Below are 25,335 nucleotides of genomic sequence, written 5' to 3'. Positions count from 1 at the left end.
TCATCACCGGGCGGGAACTACGGCGGGACGGGCATATCCTTCGTTGGCGGCAAGCCATTCCACATCGGCCTTCACCGTGGTCGGCGTGGAACCGATCTCCTTGGCGATACGGGTGTTGGCCCAACCCTTATCGGCCAACTCGCGCACCTTGGCACGGCGATCGGCACGAGCTTGATCAGCAGAAGCCTTAGCAGCAGTCTTCTTAGCACTACCCTTGCCAGCAGCACCCTTGCGACCGCGCCTCTTCGACGGACCCTGCGCACGCTTCTCCGCCAACAGACGGAACGCCTCAGCCGGCTCGATCGACTCGGGAGCATACTGCTTCGGCAACGTACGGTTCGTTTCGCCATCGGTGATATACGCGCCGTAGAAACCTTCCTTGATGGTCACCTGCTTTTGCGTTTCCGGATCGACGCCCAGTTCACGCAGCGGCGGCTTGGCAGCGCCACGACCGCGCCCACGACCATACTTCGGCTGGGCGAACAGTTCCTTCGCCTTGTCCAAATCAACCGTGAAAATCTCATCTTCCGAAGCGAGCGAGCGCGTATCCGACTTGCCATCGGCACCGGTCTTCGTCAAATACGGGCCGTAACGACCATTATTGGCTTGCACAGCAACCGTTTGCACTTCACCGGTCTGAGAGTCCGCTTCCTCATAAGAACCAACTTCACGAGGCAAACTCAGCAAACGCAACGCATCATCCAACGTCAACGATTCCGGGCTCATCGTCTTGAACAACGACGCCATCTTCGGGCGATCGGCAGCCTTCTTAGCGCTCTTGCCCTTCTTCGGCTTGCCATCACCAGCCACGTCACCGTCAGCACCAGCATCCGCAGAAGGCATCACCAACGCAACATACGGGCCAAAACGACCATTACGCACTTCAACAGTGCCCCCGGAAACCGGATCAACACCAAGTGCACGCGGACCGCCGGAATGATTCTCAATCAAATCATGACCGACTTCCACCGTCAGCTCATCCGGAGCGAGAGTATCCGGCAGCGACGCACGCTTCGGATTGCCTTCATCATCCAGATGGTTCACATCCTCCAAATACGGGCCATACCTGCCGACGCGCACATGCAAACCGTCGCCGATCTCAATCGTATTGATCTCGCGAGCGTCGATTTCACCCAGCTGCGCGACCTGCTGCTGCAAACCGGCATGCGCCTCGTCCGCGGATTGCGCAGCACCCTCACCGGAACCGAAATAGAAGCGGGTCAGCCAATTCCTACCGGTCTCCTGACCGCTCGCGATCTGGTCAAGACCGCTTTCCATATCAGCCGTGAACTCGTAATCCACGTACCGCGGAAACTTCGTTTCCAGCAATTTGACCACGGAGAACGCGAGCCACGACGGAATCAACGCACGACCACGCTCATACACGTACCCACGATCGATAATCGTGGAAATAATGCTCGCATACGTGGACGGGCGGCCGATTTCCTTCTGTTCCAACGTTTTCACGAGCGACGCTTCGGTGTAACGCGCCGGAGGCTGAGTTTCGTGTCCGTCGGCGTCAACCGCCACCGCGGCGAGCGCATCGCCCGGATTCATCGGCGGCAGCGACACATTGTCATCCGACTTCTTATTCGCTTTGCTGGATTTGCCGGATTGCGCAGCCTGTTCAACGCTTTCAGCAGCATCACTCTTCTTCGATTCGGCGGACGCGCGGCGGCCTTCACCGGTCGCCTTCATAAAGCCGGGGAATTCGATGACAGTGCCGGAAGCCTGGAACATGGCTTCCCCATTCGATTCGGTCGGCGCAGACAGTCGCACGGTCGCCGTGGAACCGGTTGCGTCGGCCATCTGGCAGGCAAGCGTGCGCTGCCAGATCAGCGTGTACAGCTTGAGCTGGTCGGCCGGCACTTTGCTTGCGATTTCCGCAGGGTCACGGAATTTCGCACCCGCTGGCCTAATGCATTCGTGGGCTTCCTGCGCACCCGCGGTTTTTGTGGCATATTGTTTCGGCGCATCCGACAGATAGTTTTCGCCGAAATGCTTGACGACCGCTTCACGCGCAGCTGCGATCGCTTCCTGCGACAGCGTCACCGAATCGGTACGCATGTAGGTAATATAACCGTTTTCATACAATCCTTGCGCCGCACGCATGGTCTGACGTGAGCTCATGCCGAGACGATTGCCGGCGGTCTGCTGCAATGTAGACGTAGTAAACGGTGGAACCGGACGGCGACGGTACGGCTTCGTTTCCATCGACGCGACGGTAAACGTTGCAAATTCCAACGCCTGCGCAATCGCGGAAGCCTGCGCCTCATCCAACTGCGTGACCTGATCCTTCGCATCGGTCGCAGTCAGCTTGCCATCGGCGCCGAAATCCTTGGAACCCGCCAAACGACGCCCACCAAGCGACACCATACGAGAATCAAACGCAACATTGTTGCCATCGGCATCCGGCGCTTCCAACGTTGCGGTGACATCCCAATACGAAGCACGCACGAACGCCATACGCTCGCGTTCGCGCTCCACGATCAAACGCGTGGCAACGGACTGCACACGCCCCGCGGAAAGACCCGGACCAACCTTGCGCCACAGCACCGGAGAAAGCTCATAGCCGTACAGGCGGTCCAAAATACGGCGGGTTTCCTGAGCGTCGACCATGTCGTCGTCAACGTCGCGAGTATTGTCAAGCGACGCTTTGATGGCTTCCTTCGTGATTTCGTGGAACACCATGCGCTTGACCGGCACTTTCGGCTTGAGCGTCTGTACCAAATGCCAGGCGATGGCCTCCCCCTCGCGATCCTCATCGGTTGCGAGGTACAGGGTGTCGGCTTTTTTCAACGCGCTTTTCAGCTCGGACACGGTTTTCTTCTTGTTGCCGTCGACGATGTAGTACGGCTTGAATCCGTCTTCCACGTCAACTCCGAACTTGCCGAATTTGGTTTTGTCGGCGGCTGGCACCTGGCTTGGCTGCGCAAGATCTCGAATATGGCCGACCGAGGCCATCACCGTATATTCGGAGCCCAAATACCCACCGATTTTCTTGGCCTTGGTGGGAGACTCCACAATCACGAGCTTGCTGCCGGTAGCCATAGCCACTCCTTATTACTAGCGTTTGCAACGCAATAATACTCACTGATCGTATGCAGTTGGCAAACCGCCCGTGTGGCGCGAGCGGCCTTCACCGTAAAATTTCGGTGCACTCGCAGGTATGGACGTCAGCGTTTCGGCGGTGCCGGAGGAGCCCCCACCAGCCCAAGTTTCGTCAGTGGCGAGGCGGTTAGCTGACGCATAGCCAGCACCAGGCCGAACACCAGCGACGCGATGGAAGCAGTCAAAATCACCGTGGAAAGATGCGCACCGGAATTCGTCCATTCCGCACTCATCGCAAGTCCCGGCTGAATCTGCCAAATAATGTACGCGCCATACAGGGTGCCAAGCACACCGAACGTCAGCAACACGCTGCCGACGATCTGCACGGAAGGCGACGACGCACGCGATCCGGGCTCATCCATACCGTTCGCAAACGTTGCGGCGAGCATGAGCATGCCCACTCCGCCGACGATCAGCAGTGCCATGATCACGTCAGTCGGGCGGTGCCACTGCCCCGCGATCACAGACAATCCGACAAGCACCGCGTACGCCCAACCAATCACCGCAACCAATGCACGGCACATGCGAGGCACGGCGCACAACAGGATCGCCCCCGCCGTCGCAGCGAGTATGACATGCCCGGAAGGCGCGGAATTATTGGGATTTGATTCCAGATTAATCAGGTACGGACGTGGCAGCAGCGGCTTCAGCAACTCCGCCGCGGCAAAGCAGATTCCGCCGAATGCCGCCAGTTGCGCGATCAACAGCCATCGTTTTCTTACGATGAGCACGACGAGGGCGATTATCGACATAATCACGCTTGTTGCGACTACAACGGTGGAAATGGTGAAGACATGCACGACCGGTTCCAGCCATCCCGGCAGGGCCGCGTCGAATTTCGACCAGACCATATCCTCATAGCTTTGGCCTTCCATCGTGCGCACGCCCAACCACCAGACGCCCGCTGCGGCGGCAAGCAGCAGCAGACCGAACGCCACGCTGAGCACGATGCTCGATACGCGCGGGCGACGGGTCAGCGGATCGACTTTGGCGAGTCCTGCGTTCACTTCACGTGGGGAAAGCACCTGTTCGATCGGATCGACTTGGCCGGCTTGCGCAATCGGCGAGACCGGTGCGGCTGATGCAACCTGCGCAGTGTCGGAAAATTCCAGTTTTTGCCAAGACTGCGAGGATTGTTGATCCGACGCGGGTTGCGCGGGAATCGGCGCGGACTGCGGCGATGATTGTTGGGAAGCTGTCTGCGACGATGGCGGCTGCGGTGCAGGAACGGGCGCGACCGGCTGCTCCAACATATTCGCGGACTTATGCGGGTCTCGGATGATTGGCTTGAATTCGTCGGTCATAATCATTGAGAATACGACATCGGCTCTACGGTATGCAGGAATGGCAAGAAGATATAAGAAAACCTCCACGCACCCGGAAGAGGCCACTTACCCTTGCTGCATTCCTGCCCTGGGGGAGTTGGGTGACGTACCGCCACGCGGAGGCAAAGACCAGTGTACACCATGCCCGGACCGAACCGCGCCGGAAACCCACGTAGGCCATGCCGTAGGTCGCCATGCAGGCCTCGCCATACGAAAAAATCGAACGTCAAAAATGCTGCACCCCATGTTAAGGAGGATGGACGGGTATGCTTGATGAGGAGGATGGACGGGTATGCTTGATGAGGAATCGCACACGAATATTGTGTGTTTGTTTTAAGTTCGGAAGGTTGTTCTTATGACTGAAGCGGTGGAATATCCCGATCTGGTGGTCGTGGGCGCGGGCCTGTTCGGCCTGACCGTGGCCCAGCAGGCCGTGGAGAGGCTCGGCGTGCGCGTGGAGATCATCGACGTGCGCGACCACATCGGCGGCAACGCGTACAGCTACATGGACGAGGAGACCGGCGCGGAGATCCACAAGTACGGAGCGCACCTGTTCCACACGTCCAATCAGCGCGTGTGGGACTATGTGAACAGGTTCACCTCGTTCACCGACTACGTGCACCGCGTGTATGCCACGCACGACGGCGAGGTCTACCCCCTGCCGATCAACCTGGGCACCATCAACCAGTTCTTCCGCGCGCACTACACGCCCGCCGAAGCCAAGGCGCTCGTGGCCGAGCAGGCCGGCGAGCTGGCCGGCAAGGACCCTCAGAACCTCAACGACAAGGGCATCTCGCTGATCGGCCGCCCCCTGTACGAGGCGTTCATCAAGAACTACACGGGCAAGCAGTGGCAGACCGACCCGAAGGACCTGCCCGCGGGCATCATCAACCGCCTGCCGGTGCGCTTCAACTACGACAACCGCTATTTCAAGGACACGTGGGAGGGCCTGCCGGCCGACGGCTACACCGCCTGGATGGAGCGCATGATCGACGATCCGCGCATCCACGTGACCCTGGAGACCGATTTCTTCGACGAGTCCCAGCCGTACAACAAGAAGGCTTTGGCCGCGGCCGGCGTGCCGGTGGTGTACACGGGTCCGGTCGACCGCTACTTCGACTACTCGCTGGGCGAGCTCAAGTGGCGCACGGTCGACTTCAAGGAGGTCCGCTACGACGAGGGCGACCATTTCGGCTGCCCGGTGATGAACTTCTCCGACGCGGACGTGCCGTACACGCGCGCGATCGAGTTCAAGAACTTCAATCCGGAACGCGCCGCCTCGCAGAATCCCGACAGGACCGTGGTGTGGGAGGAATACAGCCGTTTCGCCGAGCGCGGCGACGAGCCGTACTATCCGATCAACACCGAGGCCGACAAGGCGCTGTACGCGAGGTACGAGGAGCTCGCGAAGGCCGAGCCGAAGACGGTGTTCGGCGGCCGTTTGGGCACGTACAAGTACTACGACATGCACAACGTGATCGACACCGCGTTGACCGCGTACGAGGAACAGGTCGAACCCCTTCTCAAGAAGTGACAATACGCATCGTTTCCAAATCGTAATTAAAAATCCCCAATCCACCGACGGTAGATTGGGGATTCCTCATATCAGGCGAACCAAAAATCAGGCACGCCACACATCCTTACCAGCTGCCTTGGCGGCGGCGACATCGGCGTCAAGCTGCTCTTCGCTGCCTTCAACCTCGCCCTTGATGAACTCCTCCACCAAGCGGCGGGCCTCGCCATCCTCGTGCTGCACGGCCGGCGACTTCATGAAATAGGAGCTCGGAGCCAGAATCGGGCCGGCCAGATGACGGTCGAGCGCGATCTTGGCGGCACGCACGGCATCGATCACAATACCGGCGGAATTCGGGGAATCCCACACCTGCAGCTTGTATTCCAAGCTCAGAGGCACATCGCCGAACGTGGTACCCTCAAGACGCACGAACGCGAACTTGCGGTCGTCCAGCCATGCCACGTAATCGGACGGACCGATATGCACATTGTGCGGGTCCATATCGTGCGGCACCACGGAAGTGACGGCGCGAGTCTTGGAAATCTTCTTGGATTCCAGGCGCGAACGCTGCAGCATGTTCATGAAGTCCATATTGCCGCCCACATTAAGCTGGTACGTGCGGTCCAGGCGCACGCCACGATCTTCGAACAGGCGGGCGAGCACGCGATGCGTGATCGTGGCGCCGACCTGGGACTTGATGTCGTCACCGACGATCGGCACGCCGGCATCACGGAACTTCTGAGCCCACTCCGGATCGGAGGCGATGAACACCGGCAGACAGTTCACGAACGCGCATCCGGCATCCATGGCGGCCTGGGCGTACGCCTTGTCGGCCCGCTCGGAACCGACCGGCAAGTAAGAAACAAGCACATCTACCTTCTTGTCGCGCAGCACCTGGGCCACGTCGACCGGCTCGGCGTCAGACTCTTCGATCATTTGACGGTAGTACTCGCCCAAACCATCGTTGGTCGGGCCGCGCAGCACCTCAACGCCTAGGTTCGGCACGTCGGCAAACTTGATCGTGTTGTTCTGCGACGCCTCGATGGCTTCGGACAAGTCCTTGCCGACCTTCAGCGCATCCACGTCGAACGCGGTGACGAATTCAATGTCACGCACGCGGTATCCGCCGAAATTGTTGTGCATCAGACCGGGAATCTTATCCTCGTCCTTCGTGTCTTTGTAGTATTCAACGCCCTGCACCAGCGACGAAGCGCAATTGCCAACGCCGGCGATAGCCACACGAATGCTCATCTGTAAACGACTCCTCTGTATATGTGTATGCGTTACAGGTACCAATTCTCAAGCATACCTGCGAAACAGCGAAAAGGCACCTGAAAAACTGACAAAACCCTGAAAATCAGCCGATATTGAGGCAACGTCCTGCAAACTGTCGATTTGTAAAAGAGCTGCGCAAAAAATGCCCCCGCCAAGGCAAACGCACCTATTTCCACCTGATTTCTCAAGTCAATCAGCTACGGTGGAAGCTATGGTTTCACACACACGAAGCGTAAGCTCACGCTCAAGAAGCGCCCGCAACGGCGGCGCCAGCAGCAATCGCAGCAACGCATTCCATAGCGCGCCCAAGCCGCAGAACCATGGATCGCACCGCGCCAACGGACCTAAGAAAAAGCAGAACAAACGCAAGCATCTCGTACTGAAGTGGGTACTCGGCATCTTCGCGGCACTGCTCGCGGCAGGAATCGGCCTGTTCGCCTACATGTATATCACCACGGAAATCCCCGAACCGGAGAAGTTTGCCCTCGCCGAAAAAACAACCGTCTACTATGCCGACGGCACTACGGAAATCGGCAGCTACGCGGAGCAAAACCGCGAAATCATCGACTGCGCGGTACTGCCTGATTACGTGGGCAACGCGATCGTCGCATCGGAAGACCGATCCTTCTACACCAACAAGGGCATCGACCTGTATGGCATCGCGCGAGCACTGTATACGAACTTGACCACCGGCAGCAGGCAAGGTGGTTCGACCATCACCCAACAGTATGCGGAACGCTACTATTTGGGCGAGACCACGTCGTATTCCGGCAAGCTGAGAGAAGCGTTCCTGGCCATCAAGATCGCGCAGGCACAAGATAAAAGCCAGGTGCTGTGCAATTACATGAACACGATTTACCTTGGTCGTGGCGCGTATGGCATTCAGGCGGCGGCGAAGGCGTATTTCAACAAGAACGCCAGCGATCTGACCTTGTCGGAATCCGCCATGTTGGCCGGTATCATTCCGGCGCCGAGCTCATGGGATCCGGCCGTCAACCCTAAGCAGGCTGAAAAACGATATGACCGCGTGCTCAACATCATGAAGGAAGATGGCTACATCACCGCCAAGGAAAAGACGGAAGCGCAGTTCCCCGCCGTGTCGGAAATCCAGCAGAACAACCAGATGGCGGGCGCCAATGGGTATCTGCTGACCACAGTGAAGAACGAACTGGTCAATTCCAAAGCGTTCACCGCCGATGATTTGGAAACCGGCGGCTACAAGATTGTCACCACGCTTGACAAGGGCATGCAGGACGAGATCCAACAGGTCGGCGACACCCGGCCGGAAGGCATGCCGGAAAGCATCCAGGTGGGCGGCATTGCGGTCGATCCGAAAACCGGTTCCGTCAAGGCCATGTATGCAGGCAACGATTACCTCACCAAGCAGCTCAACAACGCCACACAGGCCACATTCGAGCCGGGTTCCACGATGAAGCCGTTCGGTTTGCTGGGAGCCGCTCAGGAGGGTGTGAATTTCAACACGTTGTTCAACGGTAATTCCGGCCTGACGTTTGAGACGACTCCGGGAACCACCGCGCAGGTGCCGAACGCACTGAACACCAACTGGGGGTATATCAACCTCTATCAGGCGACCGCGAATTCGGTGAACACCGTGTTCATGGATGTCAACAGGCATCTCGGCGCCGCGAATCTCGCCAAAATAGCGCATCAGGCGGGCATTGAGGGAGACATTGCCGAAGACACCACCTACAACATTCTGGGCATCAACGGCATTACCGTATGGGATCTGGCTCAGGGCCACTCCACCATTGCCAACGATGGTGTGAAAAACACGTTGCACATCGTCGACAAGGTGCTCACGTCCGACGGTTCGAAGGAACTGTACAAGACGACGCAGGAGAACCAGCAGGTATTCGACGCAAACGATTGCCACTTGGTGCAGAAGGCCATGCAGGGCACCACCACGTACGGCACCGCGGCCGGTGTTTCGGCACGTCTCGGACGCCAGGTGGCCGGCAAGTCCGGCACCGCAAACGATGAGAAGGCCGCCTCATTCGTAGGCTATACGCCGCAACTGCTCAATGTGTGGGCCATTTGGAATCCTGCGGAAGACGGCAGCGCGCAGGAAGTGCCACCGTTCGCAGGCTATGGCGTTTCCTCCACCGGCTATCCGTCGCATCTGTTCGAGGAGTTCATGTCACTCGCCCTGCAGAATCAGGAGGTGATGACCTTCACCGAGCCAACCGACAACGGCAAAATCGGCGGCCCGGACGGCACATGGGGCACCGGCGCGCAGAAGACCGAGACACGGCAGAATCAGGAGACGCCGAAGGTCGAGGAGAACACCGAGCAGACCACGCCTGATCCGACGCAGAACAGCGATCAGAACAGCGGCGGTAACGGAGACGGAGACAATTCCGGAACCGGCGGAACCGTCAGCAACGGCAGCAACAGCGGAGACGGTAGCGGAGACAATTCCGGCGGAGCCGGCGGCGATACTAGCGGCGGAGGCTCCACCAGCGAATCCAACGGCCAGACCGGAACCAACGGAAATACGCAGTAGATTTCGGCTGAGTTCCGAGTCCCAGTCCTAAAGTCTGAAAACCGTAATCCCCGTACTGCTATTCCATTTTCGTGGCCCGAAAAAGGGCGAAAATGGAAGCAGTACGGGGATTGCGTGTCTAGGGACCATCAAGCGTTAAAACCGCGTGGTTTTAACGAATTAGAGGGGCTTTACGAATCAGAGAACTTGGATGAGACGCTCGTATTCCTCGCGAGTCAGCGAGGCGACGCCGCCATGCTTGGTGTGCGGCGAGAGGAAATAATCCGCGGCGTTTAGCGGATGCCAGCCGGCGTCAAGATCCTTCGTGCTCATGGGCTTGTAGCCGATTGACGGTATGACGTCCACGAACAGATACCATTCGTCGTCCGGCCCACCGTTGTTGTGATGGTTAGCGAATACCGCGGGACCTTCCACACCGCCGGGATTGCCGTCTTCCACATAATTCGCACCGATATGACGTTGCATGACATGCCATTGCGTGTCGGATTCCCACCAGCGCCGCGCATCGGTGTAGTCCATCCAAATGCCGTTGCCGAAGGAATTGTCTTTGGTGATGCGATACGTGCGCAGTCCGCCGTCCGGCAATGGACGCTGCACCATGGTGGTGTCGATGGAATCGCCACCGGTGTCGATCAGCACGCCGCCGAATTCGAACGTATCCTGTGTGAAGTCGGTGGTCGCGCCCCACAGCACGGAACTGGTCACAGAATTATCATCATGCGCCGTATCCGCATCGTCGAATACGGTGCTGGACCAGTACATTACGAATGCGCCGCAATCGCCTTCATATTCCTCCGGATAATAGTCCGGCACCCACAGGCATTCGCAGGCCCATGCCATGCCAAGTTGCATATGCGTGCCGTCGGCGCGCTGGGAGACGTCCAGCATGCGAGGGCCTTCCCAATGCAGCAGATCTGGCGATTGCCAGACGATCAGATTCGTGCTCGCATGATGAGACCATTCGTACCATCCGCCGTTGTCACCACCGAATACGCGCAAATCGGTCGCGATGATATACCACATGCCGGTTTGCGGATTGCGGATGATATGCGGATCGCGCACACCGGTAGTACCGATATCCGATGTCAGTACCGGTCGCCCGCCGTTGAGCGGAATCCAACGATGGGGATTGTCGCCGTCCGACACGTCCAGATAGATGCGTTCGGCGTAGCCGTCCGGATCCTCTAAGAAATGTACAAGAAGATAAGCGTAAGGGTCGTTGGTGCAATCACTCATCGGCCGCGTCCTTTCCTGCAATATAGCGGCATCATACTCAGCACGCAACAACGCGAAGCACGGAGATTCGCGGCGTTGAAACCCGACCGGCAGCGGCAATGCGCACTGCGATACGTGAGGCGTCGCCGGCAGTGGCCAAATCATATATGTCAGCGCATAACGGATCACCGTCGATGACGCGGCGCTCCACGCGTTTCAGCGTTACATCGTCGATTGACAGCGCATACGGCATATCCGCGTCGTCAACGCACAGCGACACTTCCAAACGGCCACCGTCAGACGGTCTCCTCATCGTATAGCCGAAGCACCCCTCCGCTGCGGTACGCCTCCAATGAATGGTGCCATCCGCTCCCATGTCATCGCTCTGTCCACAGTATTCATGATCGACTTCCGATTGCTGCTGGCCGCACGAAATCGCATCAATCGTGCTGCTTTCGTGTCGCATCTGTTCCGCATCGGCCTGCGCCAGTTCCTGACGGCGGCCATCCACATCATCGTTGGGCGCAATCGGTAGGTATACGCTGTAACGGGATTCATGAATGCTGGTAAACGGTTCCAACTCCAATGAAACCAGGTGATTCCGGGAATCGAGCGCCGGCACGGACAGGCGCTTGTTCTCCATGTCCAGCCTGGCTTGGCCGAGCATGCTGGGAGCGCCGGCGACACCAGCGCCATCAGCATCGCCCGCAACGATAATGGGCAGTTCCGCAGAGGCACGCAACGGGCCTGCCGCAATATGACCCATACGGCTGTCATCCGCGAACTGGCCGATAAGATCCTGATCGTCACCGCGCAACGCCATCACCTTCGGACCGACCATGAAGCTCGCCCATGCGGAGCCGTCTGGCAGCAGTTCCACGCTCACGCGCGGCTTCACCAGCACGCGAATCTCAGTCTCGCCTCGCCATTCAAGCCGCATGGCCCGATAGCCTTCCGGCAGCGAAGCCAACTGCGAAGCCCCTCCCTCCGGCGCAGCGCCATCAAATACGGCGCAGTCGTCCACAACACAATCAACCGCAGTGCAATCACCTGCAACGCCGCCGGCCACGACCTCTATACTGAAGTCGGCAGCCCACCACGGATCCCTGACACACACAATCAGACGATGCGTCCGTGCATCATCGGCATGAATGCGGATATGTGCAACGTACCGTCCACCGTCAGCATTGCTGCGCGTCACCGTCTGCCTAACGGCAATACCTTCCTCCGCCCAGTCAAGCGTCGCGCCAATCAGCAGGTTGCACAGCAGTCGCTCCGGCTCGCCGTCAACATGCTGACGTGCAAAAACAAGGCGTCCGTAACGTGCATGATTTTCCAAGCCCGAGCCGACGCAGCACCAGAAGCACTGGCCGGACGTAGAGTATGCACGGTAGTGGTCTGGCCGCATCGGCGTGAAATAGACGAATCCGGGATGTTCAGGGTTCACCGTGGACAGCAGGTGGTTTTCCAGCACGCGCTCATAGAAGTCGAGATATTCCGGCTTCGGCTCACGCAGCCACAGCCGTTCGGCTAGTTTCGACATGTTGTAGGAGTTGCAGGTTTCCGGGCCTTCGCGCGATTCGACCATTGAGGAGAAGTCATCGGCAGGGTGAAAATGCTCGCTGACCGAGTGTGCGCCGATGCTGATGGAACGGTGATGCACCACGGAATTCCAGAACGTATTGGTCGCCGTATTGCAGGTGTCGTCGCCACACAGCGCGCCTAATCGCTCCCAGCCCAGCACTTTGGGGATTTGCGTGTTGGCGTGCATGCCAGTAAGAGTGTCTTCACCGCGTGACAGCGGTTCGAAGATCGTGGCGTCACAGAACCGGTAGGCCATGCGCCGGTAGCGTTCGTTGCCTGTGCGCGCGTATAGTTCGGCGAAGGATTCACACATGCCGCCGAATTCCGAGACGAGGATGCGTTCGAATATTTCGTCGCTGAGCGGTTCGGCGATGCGGCACCACCAGTCGGCCAATTCGATGACGGACCGCCGGGCTATGATGCTGGTATCCGCATCGATGCATGCCAGTCCTTCCCAAGCGTCCAGCAGCCCGGCGAAGGTTTTGTGCAGGTTGTATATCGGCACCCAGCCGCCGTTGAGGGCGAAGTTCTGCGATTCGACGTCGCCGCGTGCGATTCGGGTGAAGATGCTGCGGGAATTCGGGATACCGCCGATGTAGCCACGCATTGTTTCGTCGTCGGAGAAGGCCTGCTGGCATTCGCGCATGCCGCGCACCATGTGGGCGGCACGCTGTATGAAAGCAGTGCTGTTGACAGCGGCGGCGATGTTGTTGGTCGAGGATCCAGCAAGAGCTTGTGCGAAGGCTACGCATGCTGACAAATAGTGGCCTGCGATATGACCGTCAAGGCCGGTTGCCTCCCAGTTGGGATATGACAATATCGTTGCACCGTTTGATGCTGTCGGCTGGGAGATGCCGGCTTCGCGACGGAAAGGATAGAGCAGCCTGTCGGGATTGAGATGAAGCAGGTACTGCGCCCCTGCTTGTTGAGCCGCTAGGTATTCGGTATCGTCAATGCTGACGCGGGATGTGGGAAAGCGTGTGATGGCATCGTTCATGATTGTTCCTTTGCGCACAGCATGATTGGTAGGGGAACACGATGATTTCTATCGTTATAAACGTTGTGTCCAATGTAGCGCACGTACTTTAAAAAAATCCGCCGCAGTGCATCGCAGACACCGCGGCGGATTTTCCGCACCCGATCAAGATGCGGATGGAGGAGATGAAAGGAAAGTTATTGAATTATGGTTACTTCATGCCGGTCATCGCGATGCCTTCGACGAAGCGCTTCTGCACGAAGAAGAACACGATAAGCAGCGGCAGCGCGGAAATCAGCGCACCTGCCATCACCACGCCGTACGGGGTGACGGAGGAACCGTGGCCGGTCAGCATGGCGAGGCCTGCGGTGATGGTGCGGGTCTCCGGCTTGGAGGTCATGATCAACGGCCAAAGCAGGTCGTTCCAGTTGCCCATGAAGTTGAACATGCCCACGGTGAGGATTGCTGGCACGGCGTTCGGCAGAATGATCTGCGCGAAGATGCGGAATTCGCCTGCGCCGTCGATGCGGGCCGCGTTGTCGAGGTCCTTCGGAATGGAGATGAAGAACTGACGCAGCAGGAAGATGCCGCCGACGTCGGCCATACGCGGGATGATGATGCCCCAGTAGCTGTTGATGAGGCCCATGTTGGCGAGCAACTTGTACACCGGGATGAGCAGGGCCATGCCCGGGATCATCATGGTGGCAATCAGCACGCCGAGCAGCAGGCCACGGCCCTTGAAGTCCACGCGGGACAGGCCGTAGGCAGCCAGGGAGTCGAAGAACACGGAGATGATGGTCACGGCACCGGCGAAGATGACGGTATTGAGCATTTCTCGACCGATTGGCAGACGTTCGAACAGCGACTGGTAGTTCTCAAGGGTGAACTGGTTCGGGACGAGCTTTGGCGGCCAAGTCTGCGTGATGGCGTTCGGGGTGAACGACACCAGCACGACAATCAGCAGCGGGAAGATCATCAGGATGGTGATGAGGATCAAAGCGAAGTAGCTGAAGCCCAGGCCGATGCGGCGCTTGCGGGTCGCCTGCTTGCGAAGACGCTCGTTTTCGGTGTTGATGCGGGCATTCTCTTGCTCTTGTGCGGAAAGAGTCGCGGTGCTCATGCGATTTCCTCCTTCTCATGCTTGTTGTTGGTATATAGCTGGATGAGGCCCACGATGAGCGTCATGATCAGCAGCACGTACGACAGTGCGGATGCGTAGCCGAGCTTGCCGTTGCCGAATGCTTCGGTGTAGATGCGATACACGATGGTTTCGGTGGCGCGTGCCGGGCCGCCGGAGGTCAGGATGAAGACCTGATCGAAAACCTGGAAGGAACCGATGAGGCCGAAGATGACCACGTAATTGAAGGTCGGGCGCAGTGCCGGAAGAGTGATGTAGCGGAACTTCTGCCATGCGGAGGCGCCATCGAGGGAGGCGGCCTCATACAGTTCGGCGGAGATGCCCTGCAAACCTGCGAGGAAGATGACCATGAAGTAGCCGAAGTTCTTCCACACGGTGATGAAGACGATGGTAGCCATGGCGGTTTCACGGGTACCGAGCAGATCGACGTGCGCGATGCCGGTCAACTGCTGAATCCAGTACGGAACCAAGCCCAGCGATGGGGAGAGGATGAACTGCCATGCGATGGCGGCGACAGTCAGGGAGATGACGAACGGCAGGAACATGCAGGTACGGAAGAATCCGACGAACTTGAGGTCCTTGCGGTTGAGCAGCAGTGCGAACGCGAGTGCGACGACCACGACGATCGGAGCGTAGGCCACTGCGTAAACGAGGGTGTTCTTGACGTCGGTCCAGAAGTCGGCGCTCTGGAACAGCTTGATGTAGTTGTCGAAACCGACGAACTTGCCGGCACGGTTGATGCGGTCGGAGGTCAGGGACGTGATGAACGTCTTGATCGCCGGATAGAAAACGAAGATTGCGAGAACGATGAGGGCCGGTGCGGTGAACAGCAGGCCGGTGCGCAGGTTACGGGCCTGGATCGCCTTCTTGTTCTCCTTGGCCACCGCGGAATGCGCGGATCCTGGGACGGCAGTTGCTTGTGCCATTATCTCCTCCTTAATGACACCAGGGATGTGTTTTTTTAAGACAGCAAAGGCCACGTCGCTGGCGTGAGGGCCAGCACCGTGGCCTTTTGCTGGGGTGGTGAGCGGGTTAGCCCCGCTCACTTGTTGATTGTAGGTGAATCCCGCTTCGCTTACTCGGTGTACTCGTCGAGGTAGCCCTGGATCTGGGATTCGGCGTCGTCCAGCAGGCTCTGGATGTCGTCGTCGGTGCGGGCGGTGTTGGAGGTCAGGGTGTCGACGGAGGCAGCGATGTCGCCGAAGCCACCCTTGAGGCCTGCGATACCGATGAAGGACTTGCTGGTGTTCTCACCGATCTTGGCGATCAGCGGACGCTCAGAGAGCTCATCGGCGGTGACGGTGGTGTTGTTCGGCGGGTAAGCGGAGCCGAGGGACCAGGTCACTTGGTTGTCGTGGTTGTTGTAGAACTTGAAGAAGTCGTAGATGCCCTGCTTCTTAGCGGAGTCGCCAACCTGGGAGGTGACCCACCAGTACAGACCGGTGGAGCCAGTGTTGGAGCCCTTGGTGCCGTCCGGGTACACATAGGTGCCGTCGCCGTTCGGAACCGGGAACAGGTCGTGGTTGATGCCCTTGTCGGTGGAGGCCTGATCCTCCCACGGTCCGACGATCACCATTGCGGACTGGCCGGATTCGAAGGATTCACGAGCAGCGGTCTCATCCATGCCGGACACGGAGTAGCCGCCCTTGTAGAAGTCACGCATCTTCTCGAGGAAGGCCTTGTTCTCCTTGGTGTTGATGGAGACCTTGCCATCGGTGGTGTAGATGCCGGTGCCATTGCCCTTCAGGAACGGAGCCCAGCCGAGATCCGGCAGAGCGATGCCGTACTGGGAGCCATCGGACTTGGTGAGCTTCTTGGCAACTTCGAGCAGCTCATCCCAGGTCTGCGGGTAGTCGGCGTCGGTCAGGCCGGCAGCCTTCCACATGTCGGTGTTATACCACACAGCGGTCGGTGCGTAACCCATCGGGACGCCGCACTTCTCTTCGGAACCGTCGATATTGAAGGTGATCTGGTCAACGACGTTCTCGATGTACTCATCGGTGCCGCTGTCCTTGTCGTCGTAGAAATCGGTGACGCACTGGAAGGTGCCGTCGATGGACCAGCCTTGGCCGTTGTCGGCGCCGGTGGTCACGAAGTCCGGGCCGTCGCCGGAGGTGACCTTGGTCACCATGGTCTCGCCGATGGTGCTCCACGGCTGCAGCTGAGCATCGATCTCATACTTATCTTGGGACTTGTTGAAGTCTTTGACGATGGACTCGAGGGTCTTGCCATCAGCCTCAGAGAAGCCGTGCCACATCGTGATCTTGACCTTGCCGTCAGCGGTCGTCTCGGCGTCGTTGCTGCTGCCGCCGCAGGCGGACAGGCCGACGGTGGCCATCATAGCCAAGGACGCCGCAGCCGCGAGAGCCTTGGTGCTCTTCTTGATCCTCATGGATTTCTCCTTTTCCTCTTGGTCTCCCAAGACATTTCCTCCAACCGTTGCAGTGACATTCATCAACAACCTTGTTTGCGATGTCGTTCACGCTTCGTCAGCTGCACTGCCGTTTGCAACGTTGTAATTTTGATTATACAGCTTTTTCTATCGTTGTACAAATCGGAAACACGCCGATGGAAAAGCTGTTTCTTTATAATCTTCAATTATTCGTTTTCGTTGGAATCGCAACGTTTCTTACGATTACGCAAGTCAGTTCGCTACCGGGGTTCCCGCAAGAGCTCCGCCATCGGCCGGCAACACGTCCGTCGTGTCCGGAGTCCACAGATTGTCGGGTTCCGGCACGCCGAAGTCGGGGCCGTTCTCCGTCCACTTGACCACGCCGACACGGGCATGACGATTCGGGTCAAACAGCGGATCGCCCTTGATTTCCGTGTAGTTGCGGCAATGGTAGATCATCAGGTCTTCGGAATCGTCCTCGGACTTGGTGAACGAGTTGTGGCCGGGGCCGTACTGGCCGTTTTCGGCGCAGGTCTTGAACACCGGCACCGGGCTCTTGGTCCAGGAATCCTTGTTCAGCAGGTCGCTGCCGCGCTCGGCGGTGAGCAGGCCAACGGCATACGGCACACCGGTTCCGGAGGCGGAATACGTGATGTAGATCTTGTTCTCGTGGAACAGGAAGGCCGGGCCCTCGTTGACGAGGAAGTCGATGCATTCCCAGTCATATTCCGGCTTGGTGAGCATGACCGGCTCACTTTCCAGCGTCCACGGGTTTGCCATCTTGGCGATGTACAGGTTGGAATTGCCTTCGATCGCGGGATCTTTCTGGGCCCACACCAGGTACTGCACGCCGTCGATCACCTCGGTGGTGGCGTCAAGTGCGAAAGAGTCGATCGGGGTGATGATCTGGCCCTTTTCCACCCAGTTGTCGGTGGTGGGGTCGTCATCGGTGTTCTCCAGCACGAACATGCGGTGGGTCGGTAGGCCGGAGGCCTCGAAATCCGTTGCGGCGCCTGCGAAGTAGATGTACCAAGCGCCGTTGATGCGGTGCAGTTCCGGAGCCCAGATGTAGATGCTCGCGGGGCCGGATTCATGCTTGCGCCACACCACCGTTTCAGGAGCCTTCTGCAGGTCGTTGATATTCGATGCGTGACGAATGGCGATGCAGTTGTATTCCGGGTCGGAGCCAGTGAAGTAGTACTCGCCGTCAACTTTGAGGACCCAAGGATCTGCGCGCTGAAGCACGATCGGATTGTTGTAAACAGCCATGTCTAGTCCTTTTCAATCCGTTGTTCCAGTAATTTACAACGTTGAATATATCACTATTACAACGTTGTAACAAATCGGAGGAACGCACCGCGTGTTTCTCGCATCCGACTCCTCGGAAGAATCGAATCGCAGTACCCGGCAACAGGCAATCGTCAGAAAGGGAAAACAAAAACCTCGGCACCGGCAATCCGTAAAAACCGGACGCAAGCGCCGAGGCACCAATCACTTCCTTCCTTCCAAAAGAAGAAGAAAAAGAAGGAAGAAAAATCACACCACCAAGGAATTCGTAGGCAGCTTGGTGGACTGACGCACCACCAACGACGACGAAACCTTGCGGAACACCTTCTGCTCCGGCTTGAGATCCTTCGACGGCGAAACCCCGTCGATACGATCCTTCAGCAATTTCACCGACAGACGCGCCACCGCCTCAAGACCGGGAGCAATCGACGTCAACGCAGGAGACAAATACTGCGAATCGTCGGAATTATCGAAACCGATCACCGAAATATCTTCGGGAATGCGCAGATTGTGCATCTGGATCGCATGCATCACACCGGAGGCGAGCATGTCGTTCAGCGCGACGACGCCATCGGGAACCACGCCGGAATCGAGCAGCGCGTTCATCACGCGCACACCATCGCTACGATGCCACATGCCCGATTCGACCACCAGACGCTCGTCGAACTCGACGCCGGCCTCTTCCAACGCCTCAAGATAACCCTGATAACGCAGCGCGGCGGAACCGACCTTCTCGCCCGGATGCACGCCGACCACGGCCACGCGCTTGCAGCCGGTCTGCAGCAGATACGACGTGGCGCGCTTGGCACCTTCCACGTTTTCCGTGGCGATATGGTCCACCTTGTCGGTGAAGATGCGTTCGCCCACAAGCACCAGCGGGTAGTCCACGTCCAGCTGGTCGACGTCGTCCTGGTCAAGCTCCAGCGGGCTGTAGATCAGTCCGTCGATCATCGTCTGCTGGGAGCCGTGCAGCGCCTCGATCTCACCTTCGCGCGAGTATTGCGTCGGCTCGACGATCACGCGCAGGCCCAGCTTCTTGGCCTCTTCGATGACCAGTGACGAAAGCTGCGCGAAGTACGGCATCTGCAGATCGGGAATGGCGAGGCCGATGATGCCGGTCTGCCCCCTGCGCAGATTGCGCGCGGACACGTTCAACGTGTAGCCGAGCTCGTCGATGGCCTTGTTGACCTTGTCTCGCGTGGCCTGCGACACGAACTCGTAGTCGTTGACCACATTGGACACCGTTTTGATCGATACGCCGGCCGCCTTCGCGACCTCGCGCATGGTCACCACGTGCTCGCCGTTGGCGCCATTCTGCTTCGGCATGTCAACCCCTTTTCACCAAAAACGTCTCATACATTCGGCCCCAACACCGGCTTTCACCCCTTGCGGCGCTGAAGCCAACGAAGTCAGCCTTTATTGCCGGAAACCACGATTTTCATCGTTATATCAGCATAGTCCGGATTGAGCTCTTCCGCCGCCTGCATGTCCAGTATCGGCATACCCTCCTTGGACCAGTGCACGCGGCGCACCTGGGCGTCGCGGCCGCCATACCGTCCATTCTCGTATTCCGCATTGTGAAATACATAGATGAGATTGCCGTCCTCGTCGTTGGACCACATGCCATGGCCGGTGCCGAGCTGCCATTGCCCGTTGTATACTCCGGATTTCTGCAGCGGATAGTCGAGCTTCGTCCACACGTTCGGATCGGTCAGATCGGCGTCCTGCCCGGCCGGAGCGGTGACCAGACCGGTGGTGTAGTCAATACCGACCAGCGAGCCGGAATAAATCAGGTAGATCGTGCCATCATGCACGATGGCGTTCGGACCTTCGGCGATCATATTGTCCCACGCGAATTCCGGCACAACGACCTGCTTCGGCTCGCAGGTAAGCCGTTCCGGACGGGCCGGATCGAAGCTGGCGATCCAAATGCTGCCGACCTGCTGCCAAGCGTAATACCAGCGGCCGGAATCGCTGATGACGGTCATGTCGAGCGAGATACGTTGGATGGGATTGAGCACGCCGCCGGTCGGTGTGAGAATCGGCTTCGGCACCGTCCAGTTTTCGGGTTCGCGCGGATCGAAATCCGTGCCGTCGGAATGCTGCTTGAGCTGCATGATATGGCAGCTGCCCGTCCACATGTCTGGCTTGCCCGCGCGATCGTTGGGCGTGCCGTCTGGATTGGTGGCCGGCCCATCGAAGCATGGCATGAAGAGCACCGACAGTTTTCCATCGATGACATGCAGTTCCGGCGCCCAGAAGCAGCCGGTCATGGCGCGTCCTTCAGCGTTGTAATCACCGCATTTGAGCAGATCGATTTCCTTGGCACGGCCGCCCGCCGCGTCGGAAAGCGCTTCGATGGAGTCGGCGATGCGCAACGGCATATGCGTGGCGCCATCGTTCGGATCGACGCAGTTGCCGTCGGTATCGTCGGTGGCGATGAACATGAACATCGGCTTGCCGTTGAAATTCCAAGCGAACACCGACGGGTCCGCACGCTCCACGGCAAATGGCACCGGGTATACGGTTTGGCGGATGCGGCCGCTCACCGTGCGCGTGTCGCCCGGCTGGAGCTTGCCTTCGGCGGCGTCCTGCGCAATCGCCTCAAGTTCGTCTTTGTTCCAATCCACGACACGGGTGGCGCCGGAACCGTCGCTGTAGACGAGATCGGCGCGGACCTTGGCGAGTGCCTGCACGGCTTCACGGGCCGCTTCCCTACTTGCCGCCATGTCGATATGCTGCGTCGCCACCGATGTTTCAACGTTGTAAATACGACCGAATCGTTCGATCAGTTTCGACGCTTCTTCTTCAGTGACGGCAATCACGTTGCCAGGAACGGCATTGGGAATATTGCAATCGCAGGAAAGGTTGCCAGAATGGCAGGATTTCGCCGATACCGCAGCTTCCACAACATCGATCGGCTCGCCGGACTCGGCCGCGGCGACAATATCGACAACGCTTGCGGAACGCGCATCGCCATCATCCGAAATCCAGGAAATCACATAACGGGAGGCATCCGCGTCGAATGCGACAGACGGACGATTGACGCCGCCGCCGGTACGCAGCATCACCAATCCAAGCTGCGCGAAAGCCGTCAGATCGTCGCTGAGCGCCAACAGAAACGCCGACCGCTCGGACCCGTCCGGCGCTCCCCCACGCGCGGTACGGGTGGCCGCGAGAGCGAATCGTCCGTCCGCGAGGCGGAACAGATACGGATCCTTCAAGGATTTGAGCGTGATGTCGATTCCCGGCATCACAGCGCCGTACGCGACGGCATCGGTGGCCGGACGGGCCTCGTCGAACGGATCGGCGACGAAATGCGCCGCGGCGACGCAGGCGCGGCGAGATTCGGCGGATGCGGCCTGGATAGGCACACCGGCGGCGAAGAAAACGCCGTAATTCTCGTTGAGCGGCTCCCACTCGGTGGCCCCGTCGGCACGCAACGCAAGGTGCATGCTGTAGGCAATATCCTCGTTATTCGCCTCTTCGCGACCGGTGGCTTCGCGCGTGTAGCACAGCAATTCGTAGGAACTCGACATCGAGAAACCCCTTATGATTCGACTTTTCTTTACAACGTTGTACACTATACAAGAAATTACATCGTTGTACAAATCGCATCATCCGCAAGGAAGGGGAAAAATGAAACTCCGTACAACTGTGAAACAGGTCGCAGCAGGCCTGATCGCAGCAGCCGTGCTCGTCGGAACGCTAGCAGGCTGCTCCAGCACATCATCCGACCAATCATCGGCGTCATCAAAGTCCGAAACCAGCGAAACCAGCACCGCCAGCATCAAGCGCGGCGAATCCCACGACCCCTCCATCGTCAAGGCCAACGGCAAATACTATATTTTCGGCTCGCACCGCGCCTGGCTCAAAAGCGACGATCTGATCAACTGGAGCACCTTCACCAACAATCTGAGCACCGACTACGAGAAGGTCTTCAAAGACATTTGGGAAGGCTGGGCGAAGCAGTCCACGAATCCGGACGTCAAAGGCAATATGTGGGCCCCCGACGTGGTCTGGAACGAAACGATGGGCAAGTGGTGCATGTACATGTCCATCAACGGCGATAATTACCGCTCCGTAATCGTGCTGCTCACCGCCGACGACATCGAAGGCGATTGGACGTACGTTGGCCCGGTGGTCTATTCCGGCTTCGAACGCGTGAACGTGAAGAAGACCGACGTGCCGCAGGTGCTTGGCGAGGATGCCGACATCACCCGTTACACCTCGCAGACCGACACCGGCATCAACGCCATCGACCCGTGCGTGAAAACCGATGACAACGGCGACATGTGGATGACCTTCGGCTCCTGGTTCGGCGGCATGTGGATGTTCAAGCTCGACCCGACGACCGGCCTGCGCGACTACAACTCCACCTACCCCACCGAAGCGAACAAGTCCGACGCCTACTATGGCGTGAAGCTCGGCGGCGGCTTCGGCAACTCCGGCGAAGGCTCCTACCTGCTGCACGACAACGGCTACTGGTATCTATTCGCCTCCTACGGCGCGCTGCAGCAGACCGGTGGCTACCAGATCCGCATGTTCCGATCCAAGGACATCACCGGCCCGTACGTTGACGAAGCCGGCAACACCGCGATTTCCACCAAGGCCATCGGCAACAACTGGCAAAGCGACATCGGCGAGCGCCTGATGAGCTCGATCCAGTGGAGCGGCAACGACAACGCGAACATCGAGGTCTCCCAGGGCCACAATTCCGCGTTCGTTGACGACGACGGCACCGCTTACCTCGTGTACCATACCCGTTTCTCCGGTTCCGGCGAAAAGCATGAGGTGCGCGTGCACGAGCTGCTGCCGACCGCCGACGGATGGCTGGCGGCCGCACCGTACGAATACACGGGCACCAAGGCCGACAAGAAGGGCTACAAGACCGCCGACATCGCCGGCGATTACGAGATGGTGACGCACGACAAGTCCAGCTATTTCAAGGGCCCGAAGAAGGTCACCGATAAGACGAGCACCGACTATCGCGGTGTGAACAAGCCCATCAACATCACCCTGAAGGAAGACGGCACCGTGACCGGCGACCAGACAGGCACTTGGGAGGCCGTGGAAGGCACCAACCAGATGACGCTTAAGCTCACCGGCGACGAAGGCGAAGTCACCTACTCCGGCGCGTTCGACAAGCTTCCGCGAGACAAGGACCGCAAGGAAGTCATGACCTTCAGCGCCCTGGGCACGAACAATCTGTGCATTTGGGGGTCTCAGAAGTGAGCAAAAACGGCGCAACAACCGTGCATTCCACAGCCGACGCAACCGGCGCAGTCAACGCAAGCAATGCAGGCCCCGCATCGCAGGCCATCTCACCCAACGGCATCGAGCATACGCTTGATGCCGGGCGGGTGGCCGTGCACGATCCCGCAATCGTCGAGGAAAACGGTGTCTACTATCTGTTCGGCACGCATCGTCGGTGCGCGCGCAGCACGGATATGGTGCATTGGGAGCGGTTCGATAACAATCTGAGCCGCGACCCGTACGCGCTGCTCGGCGATATTTGGCAGGCATGGCCGAAACAGGATTCCAATCCCGACCTGCTCGGCAACACGTGGGCGCCCGACGTGATCTGGAACGAGACCATGGGCAAGTGGTGCATGTACCTGTCGGTGAACGGCGACCAGTTCCGCTCGGTGATCGTGCTGTTGACCGCCGACCATGTGGACGGCGACTGGACGTACGTGGGGCCGGTGGTATATTCCGGTTTCGACGAGAGCAACCTGTGGAACACCGACGTGCCGAAAGTGCTGGAACTTGAGCCCAAAACCGATGGCACCGTCGGCTATGACCTGACCCGCTACCTGTCGCTCAAAGACACGCGTATCAACGCCATCGACGCGGCGCCCGCATTGTGCGAGCACGGCGAAATGTGGATGAGTTTCGGTTCATGGTTCGGCGGCATCTGGATGTTCAAGCTCGATCCGAAAACCGGCTTGCGCGATTATTCCGTGCGATACCCGCTGGTCAAGGATTCCTCCGATCCTTATTACGGCGTGAAAGTGGCCGGAGGCTACTGGAATTCCGGCGAAGGATCGTACTTCATTCGTGAAAACGGATGGTGGTATCTGTTCATGTCGTACGGCTGGCTTGGGCGCACCGGCGGATATCAGATTCGTCTGTTCCGTTCAAAATCGCTGCTTGGCCCGTACGTGGACCAGAACGGCAATCCCGCGATTTCGTACGGTGAGATTCCCGACAATCAGGAGCGCGGCACCGGCATTCGATTGACGTCTTCCGTACAGTGGGATGGCGGTCCGGCAGAACTTGCCGATGTCGAAGTCTCGCAGGGGCATAATTCCGCCATTCGTCGGTCGGAGGACGGTCGCATGTTCCTCGTCTACCACACTCGTTTCGCGGAACGCTTTAGCGAGGGCGATGATGAAGATTACGAATCTCACGTACGCGAATTACTGCCAACTTCCGACGGCTGGCTGGTTGCGGCACCGTACGAATACCGCGGTTCCGTTGCCGTCGCGCCGACCGGCATTGCCGATATCACAGGCGATTACAACGTTGTACTGCATGATCAGCATACGTTCTTCAACGGCAAGCAAGAGGATGATGGCACGTACGTTGGCATCAATCGTCCGACACGATATACGTTCCATGAGGACGGGCGGATCACCCGGGGTGAAATCGTAAGTTTCTTCGATACTCCCGACGCGAATCTGCCGAGGTCGACGGACGGGCCGATCACCTGCGGATCGTGGAAACCGCTTTCCGGCGCCGTGAACGGATTCAACTGTTGCGCAAGCGACGCGGAAATTCGATTGGACGACGTGACCTACATTGCACGGTTCGCAACACTCCCCCGCGAGATCGACGGCAAGCCGGTCATGACGTTCTCCGCAATCGGCAACAATGTCTGCATTTGGGGATCGCAATCCTGAATTTCCGAGTTTCCGAATAATCCGGAAAAACTGGAAAATCCGGAAACTCGGGAATCCTGTGAAATCAAAAAGCAAAGGGCTTGTGACGTA

15 protein-coding genes and 1 other RNA gene are annotated in these 25,335 nt (G+C 58.6%); 4 read left to right on the top strand and 12 right to left on the bottom strand.

Features of this window, described 5'->3' with window-relative positions; genetic code table 11:
* Window positions 1-3 precede the first annotated feature (3 nt).
* From topA to ffs, 3 genes are all read right to left on the bottom strand, one after another.
* Window positions 4-3,051 carry a type I DNA topoisomerase gene (gene topA, locus NBH13_RS08020; protein WP_144171188.1) on the bottom strand — a complete coding sequence of 1,016 codons (3,048 nt, stop codon included), beginning with the start codon at window positions 3,049-3,051 and terminating at the stop codon, window positions 4-6.
* 125 nt (window positions 3,052-3,176) lie between these two features.
* Entirely contained in the window at window positions 3,177-4,415 is a 1,239-nt protein-coding gene (locus NBH13_RS08015; protein ID WP_144164523.1) for a phosphatase PAP2 family protein, read from the bottom strand.
* Between the two features lie 53 nt (window positions 4,416-4,468).
* Window positions 4,469-4,565, bottom strand: an RNA gene (ffs, locus tag NBH13_RS08010) — signal recognition particle sRNA small type.
* A 226-nt stretch (window positions 4,566-4,791) separates the two neighbouring features.
* On the opposite strand from ffs, the gene glf reads away from it, so the two are divergent.
* The gene (glf, locus tag NBH13_RS08005) at window positions 4,792-5,970 is read left to right on the top strand and encodes a UDP-galactopyranose mutase (protein ID WP_250779516.1); all 1,179 of its coding nucleotides are present in this window, start codon (window positions 4,792-4,794) and stop codon (window positions 5,968-5,970) included.
* An 87-nt stretch (window positions 5,971-6,057) separates the two neighbouring features.
* Here the strand turns inward: glf and NBH13_RS08000 are convergent, their stop codons facing one another.
* Window positions 6,058-7,200, bottom strand: coding sequence for an inositol-3-phosphate synthase (locus NBH13_RS08000; protein ID WP_144171115.1), 1,143 nt, complete (start codon window positions 7,198-7,200; stop codon window positions 6,058-6,060).
* A 235-nt stretch (window positions 7,201-7,435) separates the two neighbouring features.
* Between NBH13_RS08000 and NBH13_RS07995 the strand changes: the two genes are divergently transcribed.
* Entirely contained in the window at window positions 7,436-9,748 is a 2,313-nt protein-coding gene (locus NBH13_RS07995) for a transglycosylase domain-containing protein (protein WP_250779515.1), read from the top strand.
* A 177-nt stretch (window positions 9,749-9,925) separates the two neighbouring features.
* Here the strand turns inward: NBH13_RS07995 and NBH13_RS07990 are convergent, their stop codons facing one another.
* The 8 genes from NBH13_RS07990 to NBH13_RS07955 all read right to left on the bottom strand — a co-directional run bounded on the left by NBH13_RS07990 (window position 9,926) and on the right by NBH13_RS07955 (window position 21,879).
* Window positions 9,926-10,984, bottom strand: a complete 1,059-nt coding sequence (locus tag NBH13_RS07990) for a glycoside hydrolase family 43 protein (protein WP_250779514.1) — start codon at window positions 10,982-10,984, stop codon at window positions 9,926-9,928.
* A gap of 37 nt (window positions 10,985-11,021) precedes the next feature.
* Window positions 11,022-13,544: a beta-L-arabinofuranosidase domain-containing protein gene (locus NBH13_RS07985; protein ID WP_250779513.1), complete on the bottom strand. Its 2,523-nt coding sequence runs from the start codon at window positions 13,542-13,544 to the stop codon at window positions 11,022-11,024.
* Window positions 13,545-13,734: 190 nt separating this feature from the next.
* Window positions 13,735-14,643 (bottom strand): carbohydrate ABC transporter permease, encoded by a 909-nt coding sequence (locus NBH13_RS07980; RefSeq protein WP_250779512.1) that lies wholly within the window; start codon window positions 14,641-14,643, stop codon window positions 13,735-13,737.
* The gene (locus tag NBH13_RS07975) at window positions 14,640-15,587 is read right to left on the bottom strand and encodes a carbohydrate ABC transporter permease (RefSeq protein ID WP_039196774.1); all 948 of its coding nucleotides are present in this window, start codon (window positions 15,585-15,587) and stop codon (window positions 14,640-14,642) included. The genes NBH13_RS07980 and NBH13_RS07975 overlap by 4 nt, the downstream gene beginning before the upstream one ends.
* 149 nt (window positions 15,588-15,736) lie before the next feature.
* The gene (locus NBH13_RS07970) at window positions 15,737-17,053 is read right to left on the bottom strand and encodes an ABC transporter substrate-binding protein (RefSeq protein WP_099571085.1); all 1,317 of its coding nucleotides are present in this window, start codon (window positions 17,051-17,053) and stop codon (window positions 15,737-15,739) included.
* A gap of 252 nt (window positions 17,054-17,305) precedes the next feature.
* Window positions 17,306-18,322, bottom strand: a complete 1,017-nt coding sequence (locus NBH13_RS07965) for a glycoside hydrolase family 43 protein (RefSeq protein ID WP_250779511.1) — start codon at window positions 18,320-18,322, stop codon at window positions 17,306-17,308.
* Between the two features lie 267 nt (window positions 18,323-18,589).
* Window positions 18,590-19,666: a LacI family DNA-binding transcriptional regulator gene (locus NBH13_RS07960; RefSeq protein WP_022245262.1), complete on the bottom strand. Its 1,077-nt coding sequence runs from the start codon at window positions 19,664-19,666 to the stop codon at window positions 18,590-18,592.
* Between the two features lie 83 nt (window positions 19,667-19,749).
* The gene (locus NBH13_RS07955; RefSeq protein ID WP_250779510.1) at window positions 19,750-21,879 is read right to left on the bottom strand and encodes a family 43 glycosylhydrolase; all 2,130 of its coding nucleotides are present in this window, start codon (window positions 21,877-21,879) and stop codon (window positions 19,750-19,752) included.
* Window positions 21,880-21,979: 100 nt separating this feature from the next.
* Between NBH13_RS07955 and NBH13_RS07950 the strand changes: the two genes are divergently transcribed.
* Entirely contained in the window at window positions 21,980-23,575 is a 1,596-nt protein-coding gene (locus NBH13_RS07950; RefSeq protein WP_099571088.1) for a glycoside hydrolase family 43 protein, read from the top strand.
* Window positions 23,557-25,245 carry a glycoside hydrolase family 43 protein gene (locus NBH13_RS07945; protein ID WP_236824423.1) on the top strand — a complete coding sequence of 563 codons (1,689 nt, stop codon included), beginning with the start codon at window positions 23,557-23,559 and terminating at the stop codon, window positions 25,243-25,245. The genes NBH13_RS07950 and NBH13_RS07945 overlap by 19 nt, the downstream gene beginning before the upstream one ends.
* The last annotated feature ends 90 nt before the right edge of the window (window positions 25,246-25,335 follow it).

This window comes from Bifidobacterium intestinale (genome assembly GCF_023656765.1).
Classification (GTDB): Bacteria; Actinomycetota; Actinomycetes; order Actinomycetales; family Bifidobacteriaceae; genus Bifidobacterium; species Bifidobacterium hominis.
Note: the sequence above shows the minus strand (reverse complement) of the source record. Positions and strands in the feature narration are given on the sequence as shown.

Coding starts and splice junctions, on each gene's coding strand:
- NBH13_RS07960 (WP_022245262.1), bottom strand. CDS start 19,666: ATGCCGAAGCAGAATGGCGCCAACGGCGAGCACGTGGTGACCATGCGC.
- NBH13_RS07950 (WP_099571088.1), top strand. CDS start 21,980: ATGAAACTCCGTACAACTGTGAAACAGGTCGCAGCAGGCCTGATCGCA.
- glf (WP_250779516.1), top strand. CDS start 4,792: ATGACTGAAGCGGTGGAATATCCCGATCTGGTGGTCGTGGGCGCGGGC.
- NBH13_RS07975 (WP_039196774.1), bottom strand. CDS start 15,587: ATGGCACAAGCAACTGCCGTCCCAGGATCCGCGCATTCCGCGGTGGCC.
- NBH13_RS07970 (WP_099571085.1), bottom strand. CDS start 17,053: ATGAGGATCAAGAAGAGCACCAAGGCTCTCGCGGCTGCGGCGTCCTTG.
- NBH13_RS07965 (WP_250779511.1), bottom strand. CDS start 18,322: ATGGCTGTTTACAACAATCCGATCGTGCTTCAGCGCGCAGATCCTTGG.
- NBH13_RS07955 (WP_250779510.1), bottom strand. CDS start 21,879: ATGTCGAGTTCCTACGAATTGCTGTGCTACACGCGCGAAGCCACCGGT.
- NBH13_RS07980 (WP_250779512.1), bottom strand. CDS start 14,643: ATGAGCACCGCGACTCTTTCCGCACAAGAGCAAGAGAATGCCCGCATC.
- NBH13_RS08015 (WP_144164523.1), bottom strand. CDS start 4,415: ATGACCGACGAATTCAAGCCAATCATCCGAGACCCGCATAAGTCCGCG.
- topA (WP_144171188.1), bottom strand. CDS start 3,051: ATGGCTACCGGCAGCAAGCTCGTGATTGTGGAGTCTCCCACCAAGGCC.
- NBH13_RS07990 (WP_250779514.1), bottom strand. CDS start 10,984: ATGAGTGATTGCACCAACGACCCTTACGCTTATCTTCTTGTACATTTC.
- NBH13_RS07995 (WP_250779515.1), top strand. CDS start 7,436: ATGGTTTCACACACACGAAGCGTAAGCTCACGCTCAAGAAGCGCCCGC.
- NBH13_RS07985 (WP_250779513.1), bottom strand. CDS start 13,544: ATGAACGATGCCATCACACGCTTTCCCACATCCCGCGTCAGCATTGAC.
- NBH13_RS08000 (WP_144171115.1), bottom strand. CDS start 7,200: ATGAGCATTCGTGTGGCTATCGCCGGCGTTGGCAATTGCGCTTCGTCG.